The sequence below is a fragment of the Micromonospora sp. NPDC049139 genome, assembly GCF_055586845.1.
In genome coordinates, this window is the sequence record NZ_JBVJHK010000026.1 from 67,428 (window position 1) to 90,322 (window position 22,895).

Sequence of the window (22,895 nt, forward strand, 5' to 3'; positions counted from 1 at the left end):
GCCGGCGGGGCGGCAACCGGTCAGGTTGCCGCCCCGCCCGGCGGCGTCAGGTCGAAGTCGACGGTGAAGGTGTACGACCAGGGCAGCCGCGCGTTCGTCACGGTCCAGCCGGACAGCGTCCGGGTGCCGGTCGCCCACCGGTGCAGATCCCGCGTGATCCGCGCGTGCACGTCGGGCAGCTCGTCGAGCGGTGGGTCGGTCAGTCCCCGCCGCGTCGCCTCCTGTTGCAGGCGTCGCCGCACGACCGGCAGGTAGTGCCCGTCCTCGATGATCTTGCGGGCGAGGAACCGGTCGCGGGCGTCCTGCGAGCGCGGGGTGACCGACAGCGCCGGCGTGACACCGGCGGCGAGGGTGGTGCCGATCGTGTTGCCCGCGGTGTTCCAGCCGCCGTAGGACACGAGCCGGCCCAGCAGGCCCCGGTCGTCGAGCCCGGCGAGCAACTGGGGGTCGCTGCCGTTGGCGAAGCGGATGTCCGCCACGGCCACCCGGCGCCCCGCGGCGACGTGGGCCGCGACCGCGTCCGCCACGGCCGTCCAGCCGGTGTCGGCGGACGCGTCGGGTGGGTCGAGCACCCAGTCGCCGGGCTCCGGCGCCGGCGGGTGCACGACGACCACCAGGTCGGCCTCGTCGGCGTCCGCGACCTCCACGGCTCCGAGGGCACGAACCTGGTTGGCGAGGCCGAGCCGCACGGGCCGGTCCTCGTACGGGGCGATCCGGTCCAGGCCGTCCGCGTCCGGGCAGTCGACGGCGATCTTCGGGGTGATTCCCCGGACCTGAGCCGCCACGCGCGCCACGAGCACGCTGGGCACCTCGTCGGCGCCGGGGTAGGTGAGGACGTCGACGCCGAGCCGCTCGATCCAGCGCTGCAACTGTCGCCGCTCCGCCGCCGGCAGCCCCCGCGGCGCGGTGTCGTCGGACGAGATCACGAGGGTGTCCAGGACCCCGTCGGAGGCCATCTCCAACGCGGCCAGCAGCACGGCGTGGTTGCGCGCGCGCCGGCGCACCAGGTCGGTCACGTAGGCGTCGGGCACCTGCCCACGAGCGGCGGCGACCGCCTCGGCCGTCGCCTCGCCCAGGTCGTGCGCGTCCCAGACGGTCGACAACGCGCCGAGCCGCGCCCCGTGCGTGGCCCAGTAGGCCGGTTCCTGGCGGGAGCGGGCGGCGTTGTCGTACGACGGCAGTCGGGTCACCACGCCGAAGGCGGTGACCGGCACGTCGATCTCGCGTAGGACGTCGAGGCGGGGCAGCACCTGCCCGATCCGGTCGTCGGTGTTGCGCGACGGGATCAGCCCACCGTGGACGAGCAACTCCAGGGAGACGACGACGTGGTCGACCTCCGTGGAGATCTCCCGGAGCCACCGCGCCAGGGCTGCGGTGTCCGCCGGCCGCCGGAACGACGGCATGGCGGCGGGAGGTGGGGTGACGACGTCCAACCCGGCGCACGCCCCGATGGCGACCGCGTAGCCACGGGTGTTGGGTCTCTCGTCCGGCGGCAGCAGGGCGACGCGGGTCATGTGGTCCTCCTCGGGATCGCGGTCGGTGCGGCGTCAGTAGATGCCGGGTGCTGGTTGGTCGAGGACGACCACGCCGTCGTCGACGGTGACCAGGGACGGCTGCCGACCGGCGAGGTCGCGGTTGCCGGTCGGCGCGTACTGGCGGCTGTTGTACTCCAGATGCGGGGCGGAGAGGTCGAACACGCTCGCCAGGCGGGCCGAGTGGGCGAGGGCCGCGTCCACCGCCGTGAGGTCCTGCATCGTCACGAAGAGCCCGCGAGCGCGGGCGAAGGCGTACGTGAGCAGGGCGGGCGTCTGGCCCTTGCCGGCCTTCACCACGACTCCCGACCAGCCGTCGCTCCGCACGTGGCGAAGTTGCGCCGGGTCGTGCAGGCTCTCGTCCATCAGTACGGGCCTGCGCCGGCTCTGCTCCCGCACGGCGGCCGGATCCGGGTTGCTGTCCCGGGGCCAGGGCTGCTCGACGAAGGCCACGGCCTGGAAGGCGTCGGGTGCCGTCGCCGCCAGGGCGTCCAGCATCGCTCCGAGTGCCGCCGGCCCGGGGTAGCCCTCGTTGGGGTCCACCGACAGCATCACGTCGGCCGTCCGGGCCGATGCCACCCGATGCACGTCTGCGATCCGCCGCGCGTCGGCGTCGGGATCGCGACCCGTCACCTTGATCTTCACATGGCGTACGCCGTCCCGGCGCAGCCACTCCTCGAGCGACCACTCGCGACCGGCGTCGCCGGGCCGCAGCGGGTCGGAGGTGCCGACCACGTGCTGGACCGGCAGCCGCCGGCGCGGTGCGGTCAGGAACTCACCCGGGTAGCGGCCGGCCAACGTCGGATCCACGCACGCGCCGAGGTCGTGGGCGAGGTGGTCGCGGGTGTACATGGTGTGCGCCGGGCGGCCCGCCGCGCGTGCCCACGCGTCGTGCAGGGCGTTGTCGACCGCGCCGAGGCACAGCAGCGCCGCCAGCCGGGGTATCGGGGCGTCCTCGACGGCGGCACTGGTGTCGGCCACCGTCCCGTGCAGCCGGAGCCACATGCCGACGGGGTCGGCCGGCTCGGCACCCAGCGCGGCGTGCGCGAACCGCTCGGTGAGGCGGCGCAGGGCGGCGTCCCGTCCTCTGACGTCCAGCCGCGATGTCGGCCAAGCCCACGGGACAGAGAGCACCGAAGCACCCCGGCCGGTCGCGGCCTCGCCGCGGCGGTTCGTGGCGACCACGTCGACCAGGGCGAGGGTGAACCAGGTGATGGCGCGACCGCTGATCATGAACGGCTGGTCCAGGTCGATCTCCCGGAAGCGGACCCGGGCGTCGCGGACGGTGATGTCGGTGTCAGCGGTGGCTGTCAACTCCGCACCTCGGCACCGAGTTCGACCAGTTGCATGAGGTTCCGGGCGATGTGGAAGGGGTCCTTGACCGGCAACGCCACGACCTGGTCCAGCGGGCGTCCGCCGCGGTCGCGGATCTGGACCCACTCCTCGCCCTCGTCCCGGCCGGGGAACGTCGCGAGGGTGTAGTCCCAGATCAGCTCCGCCCACCGACCGGCGTCGCGGTCGCCGTAGCGGCGTGCGGCCAGCGCGGTGGTGTACGCCGCCTCGGTGTGCACCCACCACAGCTTCGTGCTCCAGGTCGAACGGACCAGCCTCTCGTAGGGCGTGTCGCCCCCGGTGCCGCGCGGCTCCGTGGCGCCCTCGGCGTCGACGTAGCGGAAGAGCCCCCCGTGCCGGCTGTCCCAGGCCGATGCGCAGAGGGCCTCGATGCTGGTCAGCAGCTCGGCGTCGGTGACCTCGTCGCTCTCGCCGAGGAGGTCACCCGCCTCCAGGGCGACCCAGACGCCTTCGAGGGCGTGCCCGGGAACCCGGTGCCGGGCGACGAGGGACGTGTCGTCGGGCCGGTCGGGAATCATCTCCCGGAAGGTGCCGTCGGGCGTGCGGTGGCGGAGCATGGCGTCGCGGTCGGCGGCGAGGTCGGCCAGCGTGTCCGAGGTCATCCGGTCGAGGTGGAGCAGGGCCCGCGCGTGTTCCAGGCGGGTGTTGAGCAGGATCATCCGGGGGCCGAAGGCGGCGTGCCCGTCGGGGACGGCGTACGGCGGCGTCGCCGCGCGGTTCGCCCGGATGTCCGCGGTCGCCCGGGACAGCAGCGGCTCGGCGACCTCCAGCCACGCCGTCGACCCGGTCGTGCGGGCCAGTTCGGCCAGTCCCATCACGACGAAGCAGTCCGCGTAGACGCTGTGCGTCTCGCCGGCCGGACCGTGGGTGGGGGTGCCGTCCGTGGTGACCACGAAGTGGCAGGTGCCGTCGGGTCGGATCACATGGTCGGCGAGGAACCGGGCACCGCGTTCGGCCAGTGCCACCAGGCGGTCGGCGTCGACGTCCAGCAGCCCGTCCGTGGCCAGCCGGGCCGCTCGCGCGAGCAGCCACACGAACCGCCCCTGCGACCAGGTGAACTTCTCGGTGGAGACGAGCCGGCGGCCGCGGTTGTCGAAGCAGGTGTGGAAGCCGCCCCGCCGCTCGTCGACGCCGTGGCGCAGCCAGAAGGGCAGGATCACGTTCTCGAGTTGGACCCGGGCCTCAGACGTCATGCGACCCCTCCTGGTGCAATCGCTTGCATGCCGTGTCGGTGGCTAGAGTAGCGGCACGCTTCACATTCAGCGAGCGCGGCGACACCCGAAACAGGAGGACCGAATGAAGCGGCCGACGATCTACTCGATCGCAGAGGCGTGTGGCGTGTCCGCGTCGACCGTCTCGCGTGCCTTCAGCCGGCCGCATGTGGTCAACGCCGAGCTCCGGGAACGCATCCACGCCGCGGCCCGCGAGGTGGGCTACCAGCCCAACAAGGCCGCGCGCGGCCTGGTGACCGGGCGGACGGGCCTGATCGGGCTGCTCGTCCCGGACATCACCAACCCCTTCTTCCCGCCCCTGGTCCGGGCCATCCAGCAGGCGGCCGACAAGCTGGACTCCTCCGTGCTGCTCGTCGACACGGAGGAGAGAGCCGCCGCGGAGCCCCAGCTCATCCGTCACCTCGCCGGCCAGGTCGACGGCCTGCTGCTGGCGTCGCCCCGGTCCTCGTCCGGGCTCAAGGACAGGGTGAACGACCTGCCGTGCGTCGTCATCAACCGGCGGATCCGGGGGTTGCCGGGCGTGACCTGCGACAACACGCGCGCCCTGCGGGCCGCCGGCCGGCACCTGGAGCAGCTCGGTCACCGCCGGGTCGCCATGATGCGCGGTCCCTCCGCCTCGTGGGCGGCGCGTCAGCGGGCCGACGCGATCCACGCGTGGGCGGTCCGGTCCGACGTCACGCTGGTCGACCTCGGGCCCTTCGCGGCGTCCTTCGAGGGCGGGCTGGCGGCGGCGAGGGCGCTGCTGGACACCGACTGCACCGCCACCTTCGCGTTCGACGACCTGATGGCGTGTGGCGTCCTGGCGGGACTTGCCGACGCCGGGGTGCGGGTGCCGGAGGAGCGCAGCGTGATCGGCTGTGACGACGTGCTGCTGGCGCGTACCGTCACGCCCCGCCTGACGACCGTGACGGCCCCGGTGCAGCGGCTGGGACACGTGGCCGTGGAACTGCTGCAGCGCTGCGGCTCGGGTGAGCCGACCGCGGAGATCCGCCTCGACGGCGAGCTCACCCTCCGCGCCTCGACCGGTCCCGCCGCCTGAACGTGTTGACCCGCCGACGCTTCGTCGTTAGGGTCTGTGCAACCGATTGCAGAGCCTGAGGAGACGGAATGGGCATGCCGGCGGGGCTGAGCGCGGACGACGTGACCCTGCACGTGACAGCGGATCCAGCCGGCGCCGGCGCCGGCGCCGCACGCGTCGCCGCAGACGTCATCCGTGGCGCGATCGCGTCCCGTGGCAGCGCCCGGATCGTGCTGGCGGCGGCGCCCTCGCAGCAGGAGATGCTCGCGGCGCTGGTACGCGATGCCTCGATCGACTGGTCCCGGGTGCACGCCTTCCACATGGACGAGTACGTGGGACTTCCGCAGACGCATCCCCAGGCGTTCGGGCAGTGGTTGCAGGAGCGGTTGTCGGTCGCCGGGCTCGGGTCGTTCGCGCGACTGCGGCCCGAAGCGGACCCGGTCACCGAGGCCGTCCGCTACGCCACGCTGCTGGCGCAGGGCCCGATCGACCTCACCTGCATGGGCATCGGCGTGAACGGACACATCGCCTTCAACGAGCCCGACGCCGCCCGCTTCGACGACCCGGCCGCCGTGCGAGTGGTCGAACTCGACCCGGTCTCGCGTCAACAGCAGGTCGACGAGGGGTTGTTCGCCCGACTGGAGGACGTGCCGGCCCAGGCGGTCACCTTGACCGTGCCGACGCTGCTGAGCGCGGATTCGATCGTCGTCACCGTGCACGGCCGGCACAAGGCGGCCGCGCTGAGGCTCGCCCTGACCGGACCCATCGGCCCGGCCTGCCCCGCGAGCGCGCTCCGGACGCACCGATCGGTGTCGGTGCACGCCGACGCGGCGGCCGCGAGCGGCCTGGACGAGCTGACGTGATCCCACCGGGGCAGCAGACGCGCATCGAGGGCCGGCTCGCCGACGGTCGCCCCGTACGGCTGCGGATCTCCGGCGACCGCATCTCGTCCATCGAGGAGACCGAGCCGACGCCGGACCAGCCCACGATCCTTCCCGGGCTGGTGGACCTGCAGGTCAACGGATTTGCCGGCGCGGACGTCAACGCCGACGACGTTTCGGTCGCCACCGTGGTCGAGTTGACCCGGTCGCTGTGCCGCCGGGGCGTCACGTCGTACTGCCCCACGATCATCACGGCCAGCCAGGAGAAGATCCTCTCCGCCCTCGACGTGATAGCCGCCGCCCGCGCGAGCGACCCCCTCGTCGCCGACGTCGTCGTCGGCGTACACGTCGAAGGCCCCTACCTGGCCGACGCGGACGGCCCCCGTGGCGCGCACGACCGGCGGCACGTCCGCGACCCGGACCCGCGGGAGCTCACGCAGTGGCTCGACGTCGCCCCGGGCCTGGTCCGCCTCGTCACGCTGGCGCCCGAACGGCCGGGCGCGACGCGGTACGTCCGCGCCGCCACCGAGGCCGGGATCGTCGTCGGCCTGGGACACACCGCCGCCACACCCGAGCAGGTGCGGGCGGCGGTCCACGCGGGAGCACGGCTCTCCACCCACCTCGGCAACGGGTCGCACGCCGTCCTGCCGCGGCATCCCAACCATCTGTGGGCGCAACTGGCGGAGGAGGCCCTGACCGCGAGCTTCATCGCCGACGGTCACCACCTCCCCGCTGACACGTTCACCGCCATGGTGCGGGCGAAGGGCGTCGAACGCTCGGTCATGGTCAGCGATTCGGCGGCCCTCGCCGGCTGCCCGCCCGGCGAGTACCACACCCCGGTCGGCGGCTCGGTCACCGTGGACGCCGACGGCCGGCTCAGCCTGACCGGCACCGACTTGCTGGCCGGCAGCGGCCGTTCGCTGTTCGACTGCGTCCGGTGGGCGCTGCGGCAGACCAGCTTCGGTCTCGCCGAGGTGTGGTCGATGGCGTCGACCGTGCCGGCGCGGCTGCTCGGATCAGCCGAGCGGGGAGTCGTCGCCGTGGGGGCTCGGGCCGACCTCGTGCTCGTCCGCGGACCCGACGGCCCGCCACGGCAGGCGGAACCCCGGCTGCTCGCCACGGTCGTCGGCGGCGTGGCCGTCCATGCCGGCAACAGCCCATCTGCTGAGTGCGCCAGGGCCGCCGGATGACGACCGATGCGGCTGTCGACCAGGGCCGGCCACCGGGCTGATCGGTCAGCCGCCCCCTGGCCGTGCTGCCGAACCTGCCGCCCTGCCCGGTCAGGTGTGCGGGCGGGGCGCCACGAATCCGGGAGCTGGCTGCGGGGACGTGCCGGTCACCTGCTTGATGATCTCCGCGGCGACGTCACGCAGTTTGCGGTTACGGTGCTGGGACGCCTGCCGGAGCAGGGCGAAAGCCTCCGCGGCGGTGCATCGCTGCTGGCCCATCAGCACACCGAGGGCCTGGTCGATGACGCTGCGGGAGGCCATCGCGTCGGTGAGTTGCCGATGCAGTAGTGCCTGGTCGGCCTGGCGGAGCATGACGGTCAGCGCGGCTGTTGCCTGGTCGGTGAACGTCACGGCCTGCCGGCGTGCCCGCTCATCGAAGGCGGCGGGATCGGTGCCGTACAGGTTCAACGCGCCGACGGTCCCGCCGTCGACCGTCATCGGCAGTGACAGCGAGCTGACAATGCCGAGCCGGAGCGCGTGTTCCCGGTACCGGCACCAGCGGCCGTCCTCGCGCAGGTCGACGACCTCGACGGCCCGTCCACTGCGCAGGGCCTGGAGGCAGGGACCCTCGTCGGCGCCGTACTGGATCTCGTCGGCCTGGGCGGCGAGGTCGTCGCTGGCGGCGACGGTGAAGACGCCACCGTCCCGGCGCACCGTCAGCCCGCAGGCCACGGCGGGGGTGACGACCTCGGCCGCGACCCGGACGACCTGGTCGAGGAACACGTCGACGTGAGGCGAGTCGACGAGCAGGGCGAGCAGCCGGCCGTACGCCGAGGCCAGGTGCGAATCAGCAGCATCGGACACCACCGCTACCTCCTGAAACCGTGTCCGTGGGTTCCCACTGAAGTGACGTACCGTCCTGGCCCGCTCCCTGAGGAGCGCCGGTCGGGTGTGTCTGATCAACGAGCGCACGCGCTCGGACGAGGGGGGTGCGCATCGGACGGGACGCCGCTAGGGTCGACGTGGGTTCGGACATGAGCCCAGGACCAGTGCCGCCCACCGACGGTGGGCCGAGCACCGACCCGGTCCGGACATCCTCACCGAGGAGCAGCTCATGTCCGTCCATCAGGCGCCGCACCCGGCACCGTCGGAAATCACCCGCCAGTCCATCCTGTCCCTCGCGGTCGTCGCGGAGGGCCCGGTGACGGTGGTGGAGGTCCGCGGGCCCATCGACATGGGCACCGTGGACCTGCTCGTCGACCTCGTGGACCGGGTGACGTCCGGCCGACCGCTTCCGGTGCTGGTGCTCGACCTGAGCGGGGTGAGCTTCTTCTGCGCGGCCGGGATCACCACGCTGCTGACCGTGCGCCGGCGAGTCGCCGCACGGGGCTGCTCGCTGGTCGTACGCAGGCCGTCCCGGATCACCGCCGCCGTCCTGAACATGGTCGGCCTCAGGGACGAATTCACCACCGAGTGACCTGCCTTTCGCTCCGCTCTCCGGTCGTACGCCGGGCTGGCGGACCCGTGCTGCCCCTCGGCCACGGGTCAAACTCGCCTGCCGGCAGACGTACCCGAAGTTGATCAACCTAAACCTGGCGGATCGCCGAGCGGTCGCGCAGCGTTGCGCAGGCTCCGCCTGCGGCATTGGGGCCAGTGCTACCTGGCCTCCTGGGCGGCCTTTCTCAGGTCTGGGCTCGACGAATCCGTGTCGTCGAGGTCGCCGGCGAGCGAGTCCGGGGCGCGCATGCGCCACGCGTCGGTGACGAGTTCCGTCAGGCGGTCGACGGTCACCTGCGCCAGGCGCAGCATGACCAGGGGCAGCCCGTCGTACGCGGGCGTGGTGAAGAAGACCTCGGGCTCGCCGAGGAGCAACGCCTGCTTCTCCGCTTCGTCGCCGACGTACAGCACCGCGATGTCGGTGCGGATGAGGCGCGGCGCACCGGGCCTGCGCTCGGGGTAGGACCAGACGAAACCCTTGTCGGCCACCCGGAAGTCGAAGCCGTCACTGTCGATCTCGGCCACGTGAGGCAGCGCCAGTGCCAGGCGACGGACGTCGTCTGCGTCAGCCATCGAGGTTGCTCCCGGACATCGCCTCCCGCACCCGCGCAGACTAATCGCTGCGTCGAACGCGTTCGCCGCCGGCCCGCCGGATCCCACCTTCGGTCAGCTTGCCGAGGTGGTCAACAGGTTCCGGATGGCGGCGGCGATCACCGGGTCCACCGGGAACCGCGCCTCCAGCCATTCCAGGGTGACCCGGGCGGCCGCACGGTTCGCCCGGTAGCCGGGCACCATCGCGGCCAACGGCAACGCCTCCGCCGGATACGCCTGTTCCACCCGCCGGGCAGGATCGAACGGGTCGCGCCGGTGCGGGATGCCGGGGGAGGTGAGCCGGAGCAGGGCGATCACCCGGTCCACGGCGTACGACTGGATGAACCGCGACGCGGACAGCCGTTCGCCACGCAGCTCGCGGTGCAGGCCGACGTAGAGGTTGGTCAGCGCCTCGTTGAGGTGGAAGTCGGGCGTGTCGTACGGCGGGGGGACCGGGGGCTGCCCGCTCTCGGCGAGCCCGGCGGGCGCGTCGGGATGCTGCCAGACGACTCGGGCGCCGGCATAGGGCAGCCGGGTCAACTCGTCGACGGTGAAGACCGCGTACTCGACGAAGATCCCGTCGGCGTAGAGCGCCTTGCGACCGCGGCGGTCGTTGGCGAAGCTGTACGCCACCGGGCAGGGCACCGCGAGCCAGTCGATCGAGTCGACGTAGCGTGGCACGGCGCCGTCGGCGACGACCAGGAAGAAGTCCAGGTCGGAGTGTGCGTCGAACCGATCGTGTTCGTCCCCCGCGGAACCGAGACCGAGCAGGGCCACCGTGTCCGGCAGGGTGGCGAGGTGGGCCGCGAGATCGTCCAGCCGTCGTAGCGTCGGGTGCACGCCGTCGTCCCTTCCGTGAAGAGTCGACGTTTCAGCCCGTACGGCCGTGGCCGCCCGCCGGGGTCGCGACACCGATGTCGCGATGCTATGCCGAGTGGCGGGCGGCGTTCAACGGCGAGTCCCGAGTCGATCAGGCCGTCTCGGCAGCGGCACCACAGCCAACTCAGGCATAACCTCGGGCAAGAATGGTTCAAATCGGGCAATATGGGCAGCGTGGATCAAGGGGGCCCTGCGTCCGGCGATGATGCCGCCAAGACCCCACCCGAGAAACGAGGCGGCGCGCTGTCGATCGCCGCGGCCGCAGCGGTCGGAGGCTTCCTCTTCGGTTACGACACGGCGGTGGTCAACGGCACCGTGGATGCCGTGCAAGCCAGGTTTCACCTGTCCTCCCTGGTCCTGGGGGCGGCGGTCTCCACGGCGCTGCTCGGCAGTGCGGTCGGCGCGTGGTTCGCCGGACCACTGTCGGATCGGATCGGCCGGGTGCGGATCATGCTCATCACCGCGATCGTGTTCGCGGTCAGCGCAGTCGGATCGGCGTTGGCGGTAGGCCCGATCAGCCTCACCGTCTGGCGGGCCGTTGCCGGCATGGCGGTCGGGGCGGCCAGCGTGATCGTGCCCGCCTACATCGCCGAGATCGCTCCTGCGGAAAAACGAGGCCGATTCGGCTCGCTGCAACAACTTGCCATCGTGACCGGGATCTTCGCCGCGCTGCTTGCCGACTACGCCCTGGCAGCCTCGGCCGGGGGTGCCAGCAAGGACGTTCCATGGGGTGGCGAGGCATGGCGGTGGATGTTCGCCTCGGCCGCCGTCCCCGCAGCGGTCTACCTTGCCCTGGCGCTGCGGATCCCCGAGTCACCGCGCTATCTGGTCCGGCGCCGCCGCGGCGAGCAGGCCCGTGAGGTGCTGGAACGGTATGTCGGTGACGGTGTGCGGCTGCGCGAGATCGAGCGATCACTAGCCGGCACGAAGGAGACGATAGACCTGTCCGACCTGCGCGGCGCCACGGCTCGTGACCGCCGCTTCGGGCTGTTGCCGATCGTCTGGACCGGGATCATTCTGGCGGCGCTGCAGCAGTTCGTCGGCATCAACGTCATCTTCTACTACTCCACCACGCTCTGGCGCGCCGTCGGCTTCACCGAGAATGAGGCCTTGGTGACGAGCGTGATCACGAGCGTCATCAACATCGCCGGCACCTTCCTCGCGATCGCCCTCATCGACCGGGTCGGTCGCAAGCCGTTGCTCACCGTCGGTGCTGCCGGCATGGTCGTCACCCTGGGGACCCTCGCCTGGTGCTTCAGCCGCGCCTCCGGCACCGGGGAGAGCCTCACTCTCCCTCCCGGCGTGGATGTCGTCGCCCTTCTCGCGGCCAACCTCTACGTGGTGTTCTTCGCGGCAAGTTGGGGACCGACACTGTGGGTGCTGCTCGGCGAGATGTTCAACAACCGCATCCGCGTCACCGCGGTCGCGGTGGCGGGGTCCGCGCAGTGGATCGCCAACTGGCTGGTGACCATCACCTTTCCGAGCCTCGCCTACGTCAGCCTCCCACTCACCTACGGCATATACACCGTCTTCGCGGCCTTCGCCCTCGTCTTCGTCCGACGCTTCGTCCGCGAGACCAGGGGACGGGAACTGGAGACGATGTAGCGGCCTGAGCCGCCACGGGTGCTGCCGTCGCTGGCGCGACGAGGACGGTCACCAGGGCCAGGGCGATCATGATCGGCGAGGCGCCCAGGGGCAGGCGCGGTCCTGGAAACCGGCGGACACCGGCGTTCCTCCGCTCATGAGTCGGTGGCCTGGCGTACGGGCCGACGACCCGGCGCCGCCTGGCGTGTCCGCGCTGGTCAGGCCACCGGCTGTCAGCGGCGCGCGGGGCTTGGACGGATCGGCGGGAGGACGCCGGTTCGGTGACCGACCATGGGAACCGAAGCATGCCGCTACCCGTCTCAACGGTCAGACGCGGGAGAGGCGGTACGCATGCGGACGGTCGGCAGGGGAATACTGGTCGCGCTCGTCGGAGTGGCGCTGACCGGCTGTGCCGCGGCGCGGACGGACTCGACCCAGGGAGTCCCGTCCGGCGATTCCGGCGGACAGGGGCGGTGGACCTCGTGCGCCGAGGCGGCACCAGAGATGGCCACGCCAGGATTCACGATCACCGCCAGGGACGCGGCCGCCCTGCCCCGCCTCGGTGGCGACCTCACCCCGGCCGCGGTCGTCATCTGCGGACACGAGCCGCAGCGACGCGTCGACGGAGGTGAGGACATGGTGGCGACGGAACGTCGTAGCGACGACGTCGCCGCCCTCGTCGCCGCACTCCGCCTGCCGGACGAGCCGCGCACCGACGGGCCATGCACGTCGGAGATGCCGTTGGCGCCCTGGCTGGCGGTCGTCGACGCCGACGGCCGGTGGATGCGGCCCGGGATACCCCTCGACCCGTGCCGAAAGCTGCGGGCCGAGGTACGCGCAGCCCTCGACGCGCTGCCGCTGACCACCGTGGCGACCCGGGCGGTCGCCGAGATCGAGTCGGCCGAGGCCGCCGCGGCCGGTTGCAGCCAGCGCTGGGCCGACATGGTCTCGGTGGAGACGACGGCGAACCCGGACGCCCGCCGCGGAGCGCTGCCGAGGCCGTTCCCCGCCGGGCAGCAGGTCCGCCTCTGCGTCTACGACGTGCCGAAGAGTGAGCGGGGAAACGGCAAGCCGGCCGGCGAGTTCGCGCACGGGACGGTGCTGCCGGCGGACCGTCGGACGGCGATCGAGCAGGCTCTGCGGGCTGCCGGCCCGGCGGAGGCGTGCCGCACACACGCCAGCCGCTTCGCGCTGCTGTGGTCCGTGGCCGGTGGCGACCCGCAGACGTACGTCGAACTCGACGGCTGCCGCCGGATCATGGTCGTCGCCTATCCCGGCGGCCCGGTCATCGCCCAGGGCGACGCCGCTCTGGCCGAGCTGATCGACGAGCCGTGACCTGTCGGCGCGGCCACGCCGGCGACCCGCCCGGCCGGAGCCGCCCCCGATGGGGCGGCCGACCGGTACCCGCGATTCCGCTATGACGGAAGGCCCGGAGTGGGTCACCCGACAGAAACGGTGGGCAGTACGGGTGGCACCGGCGGGAACCGGCATGATGAGCCGGTGAAGATCCTGTCCATCCAGTCTTCGGTCGCCTACGGCTACGTCGGCAACTCGGCGGCGGCCTTTCCACTTCAGCGGCTCGGGCACGAGGTCTGGCCGGTCCTGACGGTCCATTTCTCCAACCACACCGGGTACGGCGCGTGGCGAGGGCCGCTGCTGGCGCCGGCCGACGTGGCCGAGGTGATCGCGGGCATCGCGGACCGAGGGGTCCTCGGCAGCGCTGACGCGGTGTTGTCGGGCTACCAGGGCGACCCGGCGATGGGCGCGGTGATCCTCGACGCGGTGGACGAGGTCAAGGCGGCCAACCCGGATGCCGTGTACTGCTGCGACCCGGTGATGGGCGACGCCGGCCGCGGGATGTTCGTCCGGCCCGGCATCCCGGAGTTCATGCGGGACGTCGTCGTCCCGCGTGCGGACATCATCACCCCGAATCACTTCGAGCTGGACTTCCTCGCCGGCCGTACGACGAACTCGTTGACGGAGTTGCTGGAGGCGGTCGACGTGGTGCGGGAGACGGGGCCGCGGCACGTCCTGGTCACCAGCGTGCTCCACGGCGACGTGCCGGAGGGGTCGCTGGAGGTGGTGGCCGTCTCGGACGAGGGCGCCTGGGCCGTGACGACGCCGCTGCTGCCGATCAGCCCGAACGGCGGCGGTGACGTCACCGCGGCGCTGTACCTCGCGCACCTGCGGACGACGGGCTCGCCCGCGACGGCACTGGAACGCACCATCGCCTCCGTCTTCGCCGTACTCGAGGCGACCCTCGCGGCGGGCACCCGGGAGATCCAGCTGATCGCGGCCCAGGACGCGATCGCGGAGCCGCCGACCAGGTTCACCGCCCGGCGGCTGCGCTGACTGTGCGCATAGCGTCGCACGTCTGACGCCTCGCCGGCGGTTCGTGGCCCGGCCACCGGAGAACAGCCGGCCGGACGGGCCAGCGCCCGTCCGGCCGGGATCGGAAATGGCAGGTCATCGAGCAGCGCCGACGAACGGTCGCGCAGACCCGGTGGCCGGCGACTGCGTGCCGGAGCGGCGCGGGAGCAGGAACGGCGTGGCCAGGAGCAGTACGCCGGCGACACCGATCGCGACGCGTACGTCGGTGGCCCCGGCCAGAACGCCCCACAGCGCGGTGAGCACCGCGATCACCAGGACCACGCCGGCCGCGCCGGGCATCACGAAGAACAGGCCGATCGGCCACAGCGCGCGCAGCGCCCCCGAGACGAGCAGGACCCGGCGGCGCCCGTAGCGGGCTTCCAGACGCGGGGCGTTGCGCGGACCCGTGCCGACCGGTTCAGCCCACATGACGTCGAGCTGCCGGGCGCGGCCCGCGAGGCGCGCCGGTACGTGGCCGGCCCGGCCCGTTCCATGATGATTCGTTCCGTGGTCGGTGCGGCAGGGGCCGGGCCGGGGTTGACCCTCTCCCAGGGGGAGGGGCGAGGCTGGTTGGAGGCGTCGGTGACGGGGTTGATGCCGATCGGGGTGTTCGCGCGAGCGACCCGGTTGTCCATTCGAGTGCTGCGTAACTATGACCGGCTGGGTCTGCTCGTCCCGGCGTCGGTCGATCCGGACACCGGCTTCCGCCGGTACAGCGTCGACCAGTTCCCCCGAGCGGGACTGGTCCGGCGGCTGCGAGAGCTGGAGGTGCCGTTGCCCGAGATCGCCGAGATTCTGGCGGCCGAAACCCCGGAGCAGACCCTCGCCGTCATCGAGCGGCACCGGGAACGCGTGGCCGCGCGGGCGGCCCGGCTCGACGAGATCGCCGGGCGGTTGGGGGCCGTGCTGGCCGATCCGGGCCGCGTGCCGGGCTGGCTACACGTGTACGAACGGTGGCGCGATGCCCAGCCCACCGCCCGCATGCTGGTGCGTACCCCGCTGAGCGGACTGGCCGAGGCGCTGGCGCCCGGGTTCGCGCGGCTGTTCGCCGGCCTCGCCGCGCAGGGGATCGCCCCGGCGGGGCCGGTCGGGACCCGATACCTCAGCGACGACCTCGACGCGGCGGAGTTGGAGGTGGAGCTGTTCGCGCCGGTGGCGCGCCCGCCCCGGCCGACCGCGACGATTGCGCCCGGGGAACTGCCGGGCTGCCTGCTCGCCGCGAGCGTCCACGAGGGCGGCTACGACGACATGGAGACCGCCTACCGGTCGCTGGGACGCTGGATCGCCGAGCACGACCGGGCGCTGGCGGGCCCAGCCGAGGAGCGCTACCTCGTGTCGCCCGCACCCGGCACACCCACGGCCGCGCTCCGCACGGAGATCGCCTGGCCGGTCCGACCCCCGTCCGGCCCGTCCCGACCAGCAGACCAGGAGACCGAATGATCATTGAGAACGTGGCGTTCCCCGCCGGTCGGCACTGCGAGACCACCACGCTCGGTGCCCTGCTGCGCCACGAGGGCGTCGACCTGTCCGAGCCCATGCTGTTCGGCCTCGGCGAAGGTCTGGGCTTCGTCTACTGGGATGCCAAGAGCATGGACTTTCCGTTCCTCGGCGGCCGCACCAAGCCGACCACGATCACCCGAACCGTGGCCGACCGGCTGGGCCTGACGCTGCACATCCAGGAGACCGCCTCGCCCCGTAAGGCCTGGCAGAACGTGGTCGCCGCCCTCACCGCCGGACGCCCGGTCGGCCTGCAACTGGACTCCTACCACCTGGACTACTTCAGCACGAAGGTCCACTTCGGGGCCCACTTCGCCGCGATGTACGGCTACGACGACACCCGCGCCTACCTGATCGACACCGCTCAGCAGGGCGGCGCCGTGACGACCACGCTGACGAGCCTGGAACGGGCCCGCAACGAACGCGGACCGATGACCGCCCGCAACCTCTCCTACACCATCGCCAGCCCCACCGGCCGGCCCGATCTGGGCCACGCCATCCGGGCGGCCATCCGCAACAACGCACACGCCTTCCTCAACCCACCCATCGCCAACCTCGGCCATCGAGGCATCGACAAGGCGGCCCGGCAGGTGACACGGTGGCTCGACCGCTCCCGCGACCCGTCCCGCGACCTCCCGCTGGCCGCAACGCTGATGGAACGCGGCGGGACCGGCGGCGCCCTGTTTCGCGCCATGTACCGCGACTTCCTCGCCGAATGCGCCACGATCGTCGACGACGACGACGTCCGCCTCGGTCACCGGCTGTACGCCGAGATCGCCCCGTCATGGACCGAGGTCTCCCACCACATCACGGCCGCCGGAGAAACCGGCGACCCGGACCACCTGACCCGAGCCTCGGTAATCCTCACCGAACTCGCGGCCAGGGAGCGCCACGCCATGCAGATCCTGGCCGGCCGTCGCACCGACTGACCACCGTGGGACCGTTCGGAGTGGGCGGAACGGACCGGCCCCCTACCACGATTCTGCCCAGCCGACCTCTCAGCCGGGCACGCGTACGATCGCCCTGCCCGGCTCCGGCACCGACCCACGCGAAGCAATGGAGGCTCGTGATGACAGAAGAGATCCCACCCGGCGGACGGGTGCTGTTCATCGGCGACAGCATCACCGACGCGGGACGCAACCGCGAGCGGTCCGACGACCTCGGTGGCGGATACGCCATGATGGCCTCGGCCTGGTTCACCGCCCGGCACCCGCAGCACGCCGTCACCTTCCTCAACCGGGGCGTCAGCGGCGATCGGGTCCGCGACCTGCGCGCCAGGTGGGACGACGACTGCCTGCGGCTCGCGCCGCAGGTGGTGTCGGTGCTGATCGGCATCAACGACACCTGGCGCCGGTACAGTGCCGACGACCCCACCACTGTGGAGGAGTTCGAACGCGACTACCGGCACATCCTCGACCTGACCCGACGGCGGCTCGACGCCGCTGTCATCCTGATCGAGCCCTTCCTCATCCCGCTCGACGACGGACAGCGGGCATGGCGCGAAGACCTCGGGCCGAAGGCCGACGTGGTGCGCAAACTGGCCGTCGACTTCGACGCGACGTTGGTGACGGTGGACCACCTGTTCGGTGCCGGAACAGCCGACGAGCAGGTCTGGACGGCGGACGGCGTGCACCTGACGCAACCGGGTCACGCCCTGCTGGCCCAGCAGTGGCTGCGGGCGGTCGCCGCCCGGGACCTGGCAACCGCCCCGACAGCCGTCCCGTGACGATCCGCGAGAGGAGACGGCGGGACCAGGGATGTCCGCCGACGACCTCTCCACCGGGCTCGTCGGCTGGCGGGCGCTGACGGGATCGCTGAGCGGATGGACGACGACCAGCGCGGAGTTCATCACGTCTCGGTCGACAGCCGCGCGTAACCGTCGGGCCGCTACCCGTCGCCGGCGGGGCGCTCGCGCACCACCAGTTCGTCGATCTCCAGCCGGCCGATGCGCAACTCCCGCACGACGGCCCGGCGGATCGCCAGCCGACCGATGGCCAGCGCCCCGACGGCGACGGCCCCGACGGCCAGCGCGCCCACGGCAAGCGCCCCGAGCGACACCGCGCCCGCCCGCGCGCCCGCCGCCGTGCCGACGGGGGGCCCGCCCGCCCGCCTGCCCCGTACCGCTCGTGTCATCCGCTCATTGTCCGTGCGGCGCCGGCCCGGCGCGCCCGAATCACGCACCGACGGGCGTCCGTGTCCGCCCTGGGCGTGATCGGGGGCGCGGCCGGGCCTGGCGAACGCGGCGGAGCGGACGTGACGCGAGGTCCGCGATGTCACCGCCTGGCCCTATCCTCGGGCCCGTGACCGCCGACCTGCGCCTGCGCCCCGTACGCGACGACGACCTGCCCCACTTCTTCGACCACGAGCAGGACGTCGAGGCCAACTGGATGGCCGCCTTCGGCCCGGAGGACCCGACCGACCGGGCGCGGTTCGACGCGCACTGGCGCCGGGTCCGCGCCGACGAGCGGATCGTCGCCCGCACGGCCGTCGTCGACGACGAGGTGGTCGGCCACGTGACCGCCTTCCCGGTCGACGACAAGACCGAGGTCAGCTACTGGATCGACCCGCGCCGCTGGGGCCGGGGCTACGCCACCGCCGCGCTCGCCGCCCTGCTGCGCGAGCTGCCCCAGCGGCCCGTGCACGCCCGCGCCGCCAAGGACAACCGGGCCTCGCTCGCCGTGTTGCGCAAGTGCGGCTTCGTCGTCACGGGCGAGGACAGGGGGTACGCCAACGGCCGCGGCGCCGAGGTGGAGGAGTGGGTGCTGGAGCTCGCCGACCGCTGACCCGGCCCCGCGCCCACCGAGCGGGCCGACCCGGGTGACCACTACTCTCGCGGGGTGGACTGGCTGGAACTCATCGGCTGGACCGGCTCGGCGCTGCTGGTCTGGTCGTTGCTGCAGACGCGCATCCTCCGGCTGCGTGCCCTGAACCTGCTCGGGTGTCTGATCCTGATCGGCTACAACGCCGCGGTGCAGGTCTGGCCGATGGTCGGGCTGAACGTCGTGCTGGCCGTGATCAACGTCTGGTACCTGCGCGCCATGCTCGCCACCCGCCACGACGAGGCGACCTACCAGGTGGTCGAGGTCGGCGTGGACGACCAGTTCCTCGCCCACACGCTGCGCGTCCACGGCACGGACATCGCCCGCTTCAACCCCGGCTTCCGCTGGCCGCCCGGCACCCCCGCCGAGCGCTCCGCCTTCCTGGTGCTGCGGGCCGACGAGGTGGTCGGCGTGGTGCTGTCGCACGCCGAGCCCGACGGCGTGGCGCAGGTCGACCTCGACTACGTCACCCGGCGGTTCCGGGACTTCACCCCGGGCGAGTTCGTCTACCGGCGCAGCCGCCTCTTCACCGACCGGGGGTTCCGCCGGGTGGTCACCCCGCCCGGCATGGTCGCCCCCTACTACCACCGGCTCGGCTTCCGCCCCGAGGGCCGCTCGTACGTGCTCGACCTGACGGCCCCGCCGGTCGCCGAGCGAGCCTGACCACTTCCCCGGCCGGGCGAGGATTCACCGGCCGGCCCGGTGGGCACAGACTGGCCTACGCCGGCCGGGTCCTTCGGCCGGCGGTGCCGGTCGTGCGACGGGCACCGGTGGCGCGTGAGGAGAGCCGGGCGTGCAGAGCATCTGGAGCCAACTGGCCCTGGTCGGTGTCCTGGTCGTCCTCAACGCGGTCTTCGCGGGCAGCGAGATGGCGCTGGTCTCGCTGCGGGACAGCCAGGTCCAGCGGCTGGAACGCACCAGCCGCGCCGGCCGGGTGCTGGCCCGCCTCGCCAAGGACCCGAACCGGTTCCTGGCCACCATCCAGGTCGGCATCACCCTCGCCGGCTTCCTGGCCTCGGCCGCCGCGGCGGTGTCGCTGGCCAGGCCCCTGGTGCCGCTGCTCGGCGCGCTGGGCGGCGCCGCGGAGACCGTCGCCATCGTGGTGGTCACCCTCGCGCTGACCTTCGTCACCCTGGTCTTCGGCGAGCTGGCCCCCAAGCGGATCGCCATGCAGGCCGCCGAGCGGTGGGCGCTGCTGGTGGCCCGCCCGCTGGACCTGCTGGCCACCCTCACCCGGCCGTCTGGGCCCTCGGCGCCACCAGCGACCTGGTCGTACGCCTGGTCGGGCTCAATCCCGAGCACGAGCCCGACGAGATCGGCCCCGACGAGCTGCGGGAGATCGTCTCCGGCAACCACGGCTTCACCAAGGAGCAGCGGACGATCATCGCCGGGGCGGTGGAGATCGCGGACCGCCAGCTGAAGGCGGTGCTCGTACCACGGTTGCAGGTCTTCACGCTCGACAGCGGTACCACCGCGGAGGCCGCGCGGCTGCTGCTGGCCGCCACGGGCCACTCCCGGGCGCCGGTGGTCCGGCACGGCGGCCTGGACGACGCGGTCGGGGTGATCCACCTGCGCGACCTCGTCGGCGTCCGCGACGACCGGCCGGTCGACGAGTGCCTCCGCCCGCCGATGCTGCTGCCGGACTCGCTGCCGGTGGTCGACGCGCTGCGCCAGTTCAAGGCCGAGCGTCAGCACATCGCCCTGGTGGTCGACGAGCGGGGGGCGGTCGACGGGATCGTCACCCTCGAGGACATCCTGGAGGAGATCGTCGGGGAGATCTACGACGAGACCGACCGGGACGTGCGTGCCGTGCGCACCGAGCCGGACGGTGCCATGCTGCTCCCCGGCACCTTCCCGGTGCACGACCTCACCGACGTCGGGGTCGAGCTGCCCGGCCGCCCCGGCGGCGACTACACCACCATCGCGGGCCTGGTGCTCACCTGCCTCGGCCACATCCCCACCGTCGCGGGGAAGAGCGTCGCCGTGGACGGCTGGGAGCTGGAGGTGGCCCGCATCGACCACCGCGCGATCACCGGCGTCCGGCTGCGCCGGCCGGCCGCGCCGCCGCGCGACGACGCCGGGGAGCCGGTGCTGGACGAGGTCCGCGGCTGAGCGTCGCCACCGCGCCCCTGGCCGGGGTGCGGGTCAGGCGGGGGAGAGGTTCTGCAGTCGCACCTGGCCGCGGGCGACGAGCTGGGCGTCGGCGTCGGTGATCTCCACCTGCCAGAGCTGCTGGCTGCGCCCCCGGTGTACGGGGGTGCCCACGGCGGTCAGCTCGCCGTCGCGGACCGCGCGCAGGAAGTCGGTCTGGTTCGACACGCCGACGACCCGCCCCCGGTCGCCCAGCCACACCGACCCGCCGACGCTGGCCGCGGTCTCGACCACCGAGCAGTACACGCCGCCGTGCTGGATCCCGAACGGCTGGTGCAGCTCGGGGCGGACCTGCCAGCGGATCACCACGCGGTCCCCGCTGACCTCGTCGAACTTGAGGCCGAGCAGGGCGACGAAGCCGCCCGTCAGATCCGGCATGTCCACGGCGTTCCCCTTCCCGATCATGGCGTCGCCAGCCTACGCCGCCGCCCGCTGCGTAAACCCGCTACGGCGGGTCCCCGGTCATGGGGGAGAATGGGTGACCGTGACCGACAGCAGCCTCCCGCCGCCCGGGCGGGACTCCCTGACCGATGACCTGCGGTGGCGCGGCCTGATCCAGGACTCCACCAACCTCGACGAGCTGCGTACGCTGCTCGACGGGAGTGCCGCCACCTACTACGTGGGTTTCGACCCGACCGCGCCGAGCCTGCACGTCGGCCACCTCATGCAGGTCACCACGGCCCGTCGGCTCCAGCTCGCCGGGCACCGGCCGCTGCTGCTCGTCGGCGGCGCGACCGGCCAGATCGGCGACCCGAAGGAGAGCGCCGAGCGGACCCTCAACCCGCCCGAGGTGGTCGCCGGCTGGGTGGCCCGGATCCGTGACCAGCTCGCCCCCTTCGTCTCGTACGAGGGCGAGAACGCCGCGCAACTGGTCAACAACCTCGACTGGACCGGCGAGATGTCGGTGGTCGAGTTCCTCCGCGACGTCGGCAAGCACTTCCCGGTCAACAGGATGCTGGCCCGGGAGGTGGTCAAGGCGCGGCTGGAGAGCGGGATCAGCTTCACCGAGTTCAGCTACCAGCTGCTCCAGGCGAACGACTTCTTCGAGCTGCACCGCCGGCACGGCTGCCAGCTCCAGTTCGGCGGCTCCGACCAGTGGGGCAACATCGCGGCCGGGGTGGACTACATCCGCCGGCGCGGCGCCGGCCCGGTGCAGGCGTTCACCACCCCGCTGGTCACGAAGTCGGACGGGACGAAGTTCGGCAAGACCGAGGGCGGTGCCATCTGGCTCGACCCCGAGATGACCAGCCCGTACGCGTTCTACCAGTTCTGGGTCAACGTCGAGGACCGGGACGTGAGCCGCTACCTGCGCTACTTCAGCTTCCGTTCGCGGGAGGAACTGGAGGCGCTGGAGAAGGAGACGGCGGAGCGGCCGGCCGCCCGGGCGGCACAGCGTGCGCTCGCCGAGGAGCTGACCACGCTCGTGCACGGCGAGCGGGAGATGGCACAGGTGGTCGCCGCCAGTCAGGCGCTCTTCGGTCGGGGCTCGCTGGAGGAGCTCACGCCGGCGACGCTGCGCGCCGCGCTGACCGAGGCCGGCCTCGTCCACCTCGACGAGCTGCCCGACGTCGCCGGGCTCCTGCGCGATTCCGGGCTGGTCCCGAGCCTGAAGGAGGCCCGCCGGGTGATCGCCGAGGGCGGTGCCTACGTCAACAACAACCGGGTCACCGAGACCGACGCCACCGTGAGTCCGGAGGCCCTGCTGCACGGCCGGTACCTGGTGTTGCGCCGCGGCAAGCGGTCGTTCGCCGGGGTCGAGCTGCGCAGCTAGCCGTACGCCCGTGCCTGTGTGACGGGCGACGCCCCCGGTGGATTTGACGATCAATCCGCCGGGGGCGTAACTTTCTCTCTGCCAGCGCGGAACGGACGAAACGGGGCGAAAGTCCTGGAGGCCGGAGCGTGGCAACGAGCTTCCGGTTCGAGGGGTTGCACTCCTCGGGTTCGGGACCGGGCGGTGCCCCGGATTCGCCGCGAGGCGGATTTGGTGAGGCGGAGCCGACCGGGTAAGGTTCGACGCCGGCAGGAAACCGGGCGAGTTCGCGGGAGACCGCGGCGGCCGGTCTGTCGGAAGCCGCGATCGGAAAACGGTGGAAGCCGGTCTGGTCATGGTGCCCGGAAATTGGGTTGAAGTGGTGCGGGTCGCGACAGAGCGGTTTGACACGGCGGAAACCGCCGGGTAATGTAGTAAAAGTGCCCGGCGCGAGAGCGGCGGGGATGTGAACGAAATTGCCCCGGGTCGGGGGCTCCACGGTGTGGGGTTTCCGGGCGGTGTGTGGTTGTTCTTTGAGAACTCAACAGGGTGCTTGATAAGCCAGTGCCAAA

22 protein-coding genes and 1 pseudogene are annotated in these 22,895 nt (G+C 72.3%); 14 read left to right on the forward strand and 9 right to left on the reverse strand.

Translation table 11 applies throughout. From position 1 onward, the window contains the following. Positions 1-20 precede the first annotated feature (20 nt). The 3 genes from ACZ6Q9_RS30510 to ACZ6Q9_RS30520 are packed head-to-tail and all read right to left on the reverse strand — an operon-like array spanning position 21 to position 4,078. The gene (locus ACZ6Q9_RS30510; RefSeq protein ID WP_466021454.1) at positions 21-1,514 is read right to left on the reverse strand and encodes a DUF4127 family protein; all 1,494 of its coding nucleotides are present in this window, start codon (positions 1,512-1,514) and stop codon (positions 21-23) included. Positions 1,515-1,547: 33 nt separating this feature from the next. Beyond that, complete coding sequence (locus ACZ6Q9_RS30515) at positions 1,548-2,846, reverse strand: enolase C-terminal domain-like protein (RefSeq protein ID WP_393459126.1); 1,299 nt, start codon at positions 2,844-2,846, stop codon at positions 1,548-1,550. Then, positions 2,843-4,078 (reverse strand): AGE family epimerase/isomerase, encoded by a 1,236-nt coding sequence (locus tag ACZ6Q9_RS30520; RefSeq protein ID WP_393459123.1) that lies wholly within the window; start codon positions 4,076-4,078, stop codon positions 2,843-2,845. The genes ACZ6Q9_RS30515 and ACZ6Q9_RS30520 overlap by 4 nt, the downstream gene beginning before the upstream one ends. Positions 4,079-4,181: 103 nt before the next feature. Here ACZ6Q9_RS30520 and ACZ6Q9_RS30525 point away from each other — a divergent pair, with 103 nt between their 5' ends. From ACZ6Q9_RS30525 to ACZ6Q9_RS30535, 3 genes are all read left to right on the forward strand, one after another. Continuing rightward, positions 4,182-5,156, forward strand: coding sequence for a LacI family DNA-binding transcriptional regulator (locus ACZ6Q9_RS30525; protein ID WP_393269196.1), 975 nt, complete (start codon positions 4,182-4,184; stop codon positions 5,154-5,156). Between the two features lie 68 nt (positions 5,157-5,224). After that, the gene (locus ACZ6Q9_RS30530; protein WP_396830538.1) at positions 5,225-5,998 is read left to right on the forward strand and encodes a 6-phosphogluconolactonase; all 774 of its coding nucleotides are present in this window, start codon (positions 5,225-5,227) and stop codon (positions 5,996-5,998) included. Next, the gene (locus tag ACZ6Q9_RS30535; protein ID WP_396830539.1) at positions 5,995-7,206 is read left to right on the forward strand and encodes an N-acetylglucosamine-6-phosphate deacetylase; all 1,212 of its coding nucleotides are present in this window, start codon (positions 5,995-5,997) and stop codon (positions 7,204-7,206) included. Before ACZ6Q9_RS30530 ends, ACZ6Q9_RS30535 begins: the two co-directional genes overlap by 4 nt. Before the next feature lie 90 nt (positions 7,207-7,296). Here the strand turns inward: ACZ6Q9_RS30535 and ACZ6Q9_RS30540 are convergent, their stop codons facing one another. Beyond that, positions 7,297-8,052 (reverse strand): GAF and ANTAR domain-containing protein, encoded by a 756-nt coding sequence (locus tag ACZ6Q9_RS30540; RefSeq protein ID WP_393269203.1) that lies wholly within the window; start codon positions 8,050-8,052, stop codon positions 7,297-7,299. A 247-nt stretch (positions 8,053-8,299) separates the two neighbouring features. On the opposite strand from ACZ6Q9_RS30540, the gene ACZ6Q9_RS30545 reads away from it, so the two are divergent. Beyond that, positions 8,300-8,662: an STAS domain-containing protein gene (locus ACZ6Q9_RS30545; protein ID WP_396830541.1), complete on the forward strand. Its 363-nt coding sequence runs from the start codon at positions 8,300-8,302 to the stop codon at positions 8,660-8,662. Positions 8,663-8,841: 179 nt separating this feature from the next. Here ACZ6Q9_RS30545 and ACZ6Q9_RS30550 read toward each other — a convergent pair whose 3' ends face one another. Continuing rightward, positions 8,842-9,255, reverse strand: a complete 414-nt coding sequence (locus tag ACZ6Q9_RS30550; RefSeq protein ID WP_393269208.1) for an MmcQ/YjbR family DNA-binding protein — start codon at positions 9,253-9,255, stop codon at positions 8,842-8,844. Between the two features lie 93 nt (positions 9,256-9,348). Beyond that, entirely contained in the window at positions 9,349-10,113 is a 765-nt protein-coding gene (locus ACZ6Q9_RS30555; protein ID WP_396830543.1) for a hypothetical protein, read from the reverse strand. Positions 10,114-10,317: 204 nt separating this feature from the next. Between ACZ6Q9_RS30555 and ACZ6Q9_RS30560 the strand changes: the two genes are divergently transcribed. From ACZ6Q9_RS30560 to pdxY, 3 genes are all read left to right on the forward strand, one after another. Further along, positions 10,318-11,757 (forward strand): sugar porter family MFS transporter, encoded by a 1,440-nt coding sequence (locus ACZ6Q9_RS30560; protein ID WP_396830544.1) that lies wholly within the window; start codon positions 10,318-10,320, stop codon positions 11,755-11,757. Positions 11,758-12,240: 483 nt separating this feature from the next. Next, positions 12,241-13,071: a hypothetical protein gene (locus ACZ6Q9_RS30565; protein WP_396830545.1), complete on the forward strand. Its 831-nt coding sequence runs from the start codon at positions 12,241-12,243 to the stop codon at positions 13,069-13,071. A 165-nt stretch (positions 13,072-13,236) separates the two neighbouring features. Further along, positions 13,237-14,088: a pyridoxal kinase PdxY gene (gene pdxY, locus ACZ6Q9_RS30570; RefSeq protein ID WP_393459102.1), complete on the forward strand. Its 852-nt coding sequence runs from the start codon at positions 13,237-13,239 to the stop codon at positions 14,086-14,088. A gap of 114 nt (positions 14,089-14,202) precedes the next feature. Here pdxY and ACZ6Q9_RS30575 read toward each other — a convergent pair whose 3' ends face one another. After that, positions 14,203-14,535, reverse strand: a complete 333-nt coding sequence (locus tag ACZ6Q9_RS30575) for a hypothetical protein (RefSeq protein WP_396830547.1) — start codon at positions 14,533-14,535, stop codon at positions 14,203-14,205. Positions 14,536-14,688: 153 nt separating this feature from the next. Here ACZ6Q9_RS30575 and ACZ6Q9_RS30580 point away from each other — a divergent pair, with 153 nt between their 5' ends. From ACZ6Q9_RS30580 to ACZ6Q9_RS30590, 3 genes are all read left to right on the forward strand, one after another. Beyond that, on the forward strand, positions 14,689-15,546 hold the full coding sequence (locus ACZ6Q9_RS30580; protein ID WP_393459096.1) for a MerR family transcriptional regulator: 858 nt from the start codon (positions 14,689-14,691) through the stop codon (positions 15,544-15,546). Beyond that, positions 15,543-16,532 (forward strand): BtrH N-terminal domain-containing protein, encoded by a 990-nt coding sequence (locus ACZ6Q9_RS30585; protein WP_396830548.1) that lies wholly within the window; start codon positions 15,543-15,545, stop codon positions 16,530-16,532. The genes ACZ6Q9_RS30580 and ACZ6Q9_RS30585 overlap by 4 nt, the downstream gene beginning before the upstream one ends. 140 nt (positions 16,533-16,672) lie before the next feature. Then, positions 16,673-17,329: an SGNH/GDSL hydrolase family protein gene (locus ACZ6Q9_RS30590; protein ID WP_393269229.1), complete on the forward strand. Its 657-nt coding sequence runs from the start codon at positions 16,673-16,675 to the stop codon at positions 17,327-17,329. A 161-nt stretch (positions 17,330-17,490) separates the two neighbouring features. On the opposite strand, the gene ACZ6Q9_RS30595 is transcribed toward ACZ6Q9_RS30590, so the two are convergent. Next, positions 17,491-17,736: a hypothetical protein gene (locus ACZ6Q9_RS30595; protein WP_396830550.1), complete on the reverse strand. Its 246-nt coding sequence runs from the start codon at positions 17,734-17,736 to the stop codon at positions 17,491-17,493. A 167-nt stretch (positions 17,737-17,903) separates the two neighbouring features. On the opposite strand from ACZ6Q9_RS30595, the gene ACZ6Q9_RS30600 reads away from it, so the two are divergent. From ACZ6Q9_RS30600 to ACZ6Q9_RS30610, 3 genes and pseudogenes are all read left to right on the forward strand, one after another. Next, positions 17,904-18,386 carry a GNAT family N-acetyltransferase gene (locus tag ACZ6Q9_RS30600; RefSeq protein ID WP_396830551.1) on the forward strand — a complete coding sequence of 161 codons (483 nt, stop codon included), beginning with the start codon at positions 17,904-17,906 and terminating at the stop codon, positions 18,384-18,386. A gap of 54 nt (positions 18,387-18,440) precedes the next feature. Then, positions 18,441-19,085 (forward strand): hypothetical protein, encoded by a 645-nt coding sequence (locus tag ACZ6Q9_RS30605; RefSeq protein WP_393459084.1) that lies wholly within the window; start codon positions 18,441-18,443, stop codon positions 19,083-19,085. Between the two features lie 130 nt (positions 19,086-19,215). Next, positions 19,216-20,534, forward strand: a pseudogene (locus ACZ6Q9_RS30610) (hemolysin family protein). Positions 20,535-20,567: 33 nt separating this feature from the next. On the opposite strand, the gene ACZ6Q9_RS30615 reads toward ACZ6Q9_RS30610, so the two are convergent. Continuing rightward, positions 20,568-20,978 carry a PaaI family thioesterase gene (locus ACZ6Q9_RS30615; RefSeq protein WP_350709852.1) on the reverse strand — a complete coding sequence of 137 codons (411 nt, stop codon included), beginning with the start codon at positions 20,976-20,978 and terminating at the stop codon, positions 20,568-20,570. Positions 20,979-21,057: 79 nt separating this feature from the next. Here ACZ6Q9_RS30615 and tyrS point away from each other — a divergent pair, with 79 nt between their 5' ends. Continuing rightward, positions 21,058-22,344, forward strand: a complete 1,287-nt coding sequence (tyrS, locus tag ACZ6Q9_RS30620) for a tyrosine--tRNA ligase (protein WP_393269245.1) — start codon at positions 21,058-21,060, stop codon at positions 22,342-22,344. Positions 22,345-22,895: the final 551 nt, after the last annotated feature.

Excerpts from the sequence above, each read along its gene's own strand:
- ACZ6Q9_RS30585 (WP_396830548.1), top strand. The coding sequence starts at position 15,543 with ATGATCATTGAGAACGTGGCGTTCCCCGCCGGTCGGCACTGCGAGACC.
- ACZ6Q9_RS30595 (WP_396830550.1), bottom strand. The coding sequence starts at position 17,736 with ATGACACGAGCGGTACGGGGCAGGCGGGCGGGCGGGCCCCCCGTCGGC.
- ACZ6Q9_RS30560 (WP_396830544.1), top strand. The coding sequence starts at position 10,318 with ATGGGCAGCGTGGATCAAGGGGGCCCTGCGTCCGGCGATGATGCCGCC.
- ACZ6Q9_RS30565 (WP_396830545.1), top strand. The coding sequence starts at position 12,241 with ATGGCCACGCCAGGATTCACGATCACCGCCAGGGACGCGGCCGCCCTG.
- ACZ6Q9_RS30545 (WP_396830541.1), top strand. The coding sequence starts at position 8,300 with ATGTCCGTCCATCAGGCGCCGCACCCGGCACCGTCGGAAATCACCCGC.
- ACZ6Q9_RS30590 (WP_393269229.1), top strand. The coding sequence starts at position 16,673 with ATGACAGAAGAGATCCCACCCGGCGGACGGGTGCTGTTCATCGGCGAC.
- ACZ6Q9_RS30615 (WP_350709852.1), bottom strand. The coding sequence starts at position 20,978 with ATGATCGGGAAGGGGAACGCCGTGGACATGCCGGATCTGACGGGCGGC.
- ACZ6Q9_RS30530 (WP_396830538.1), top strand. The coding sequence starts at position 5,225 with ATGGGCATGCCGGCGGGGCTGAGCGCGGACGACGTGACCCTGCACGTG.
- ACZ6Q9_RS30575 (WP_396830547.1), bottom strand. The coding sequence starts at position 14,535 with ATGTGGGCTGAACCGGTCGGCACGGGTCCGCGCAACGCCCCGCGTCTG.
- ACZ6Q9_RS30550 (WP_393269208.1), bottom strand. The coding sequence starts at position 9,255 with ATGGCTGACGCAGACGACGTCCGTCGCCTGGCACTGGCGCTGCCTCAC.
- ACZ6Q9_RS30520 (WP_393459123.1), bottom strand. The coding sequence starts at position 4,078 with ATGACGTCTGAGGCCCGGGTCCAACTCGAGAACGTGATCCTGCCCTTC.
- ACZ6Q9_RS30510 (WP_466021454.1), bottom strand. The coding sequence starts at position 1,514 with ATGACCCGCGTCGCCCTGCTGCCGCCGGACGAGAGACCCAACACCCGT.
- ACZ6Q9_RS30525 (WP_393269196.1), top strand. The coding sequence starts at position 4,182 with ATGAAGCGGCCGACGATCTACTCGATCGCAGAGGCGTGTGGCGTGTCC.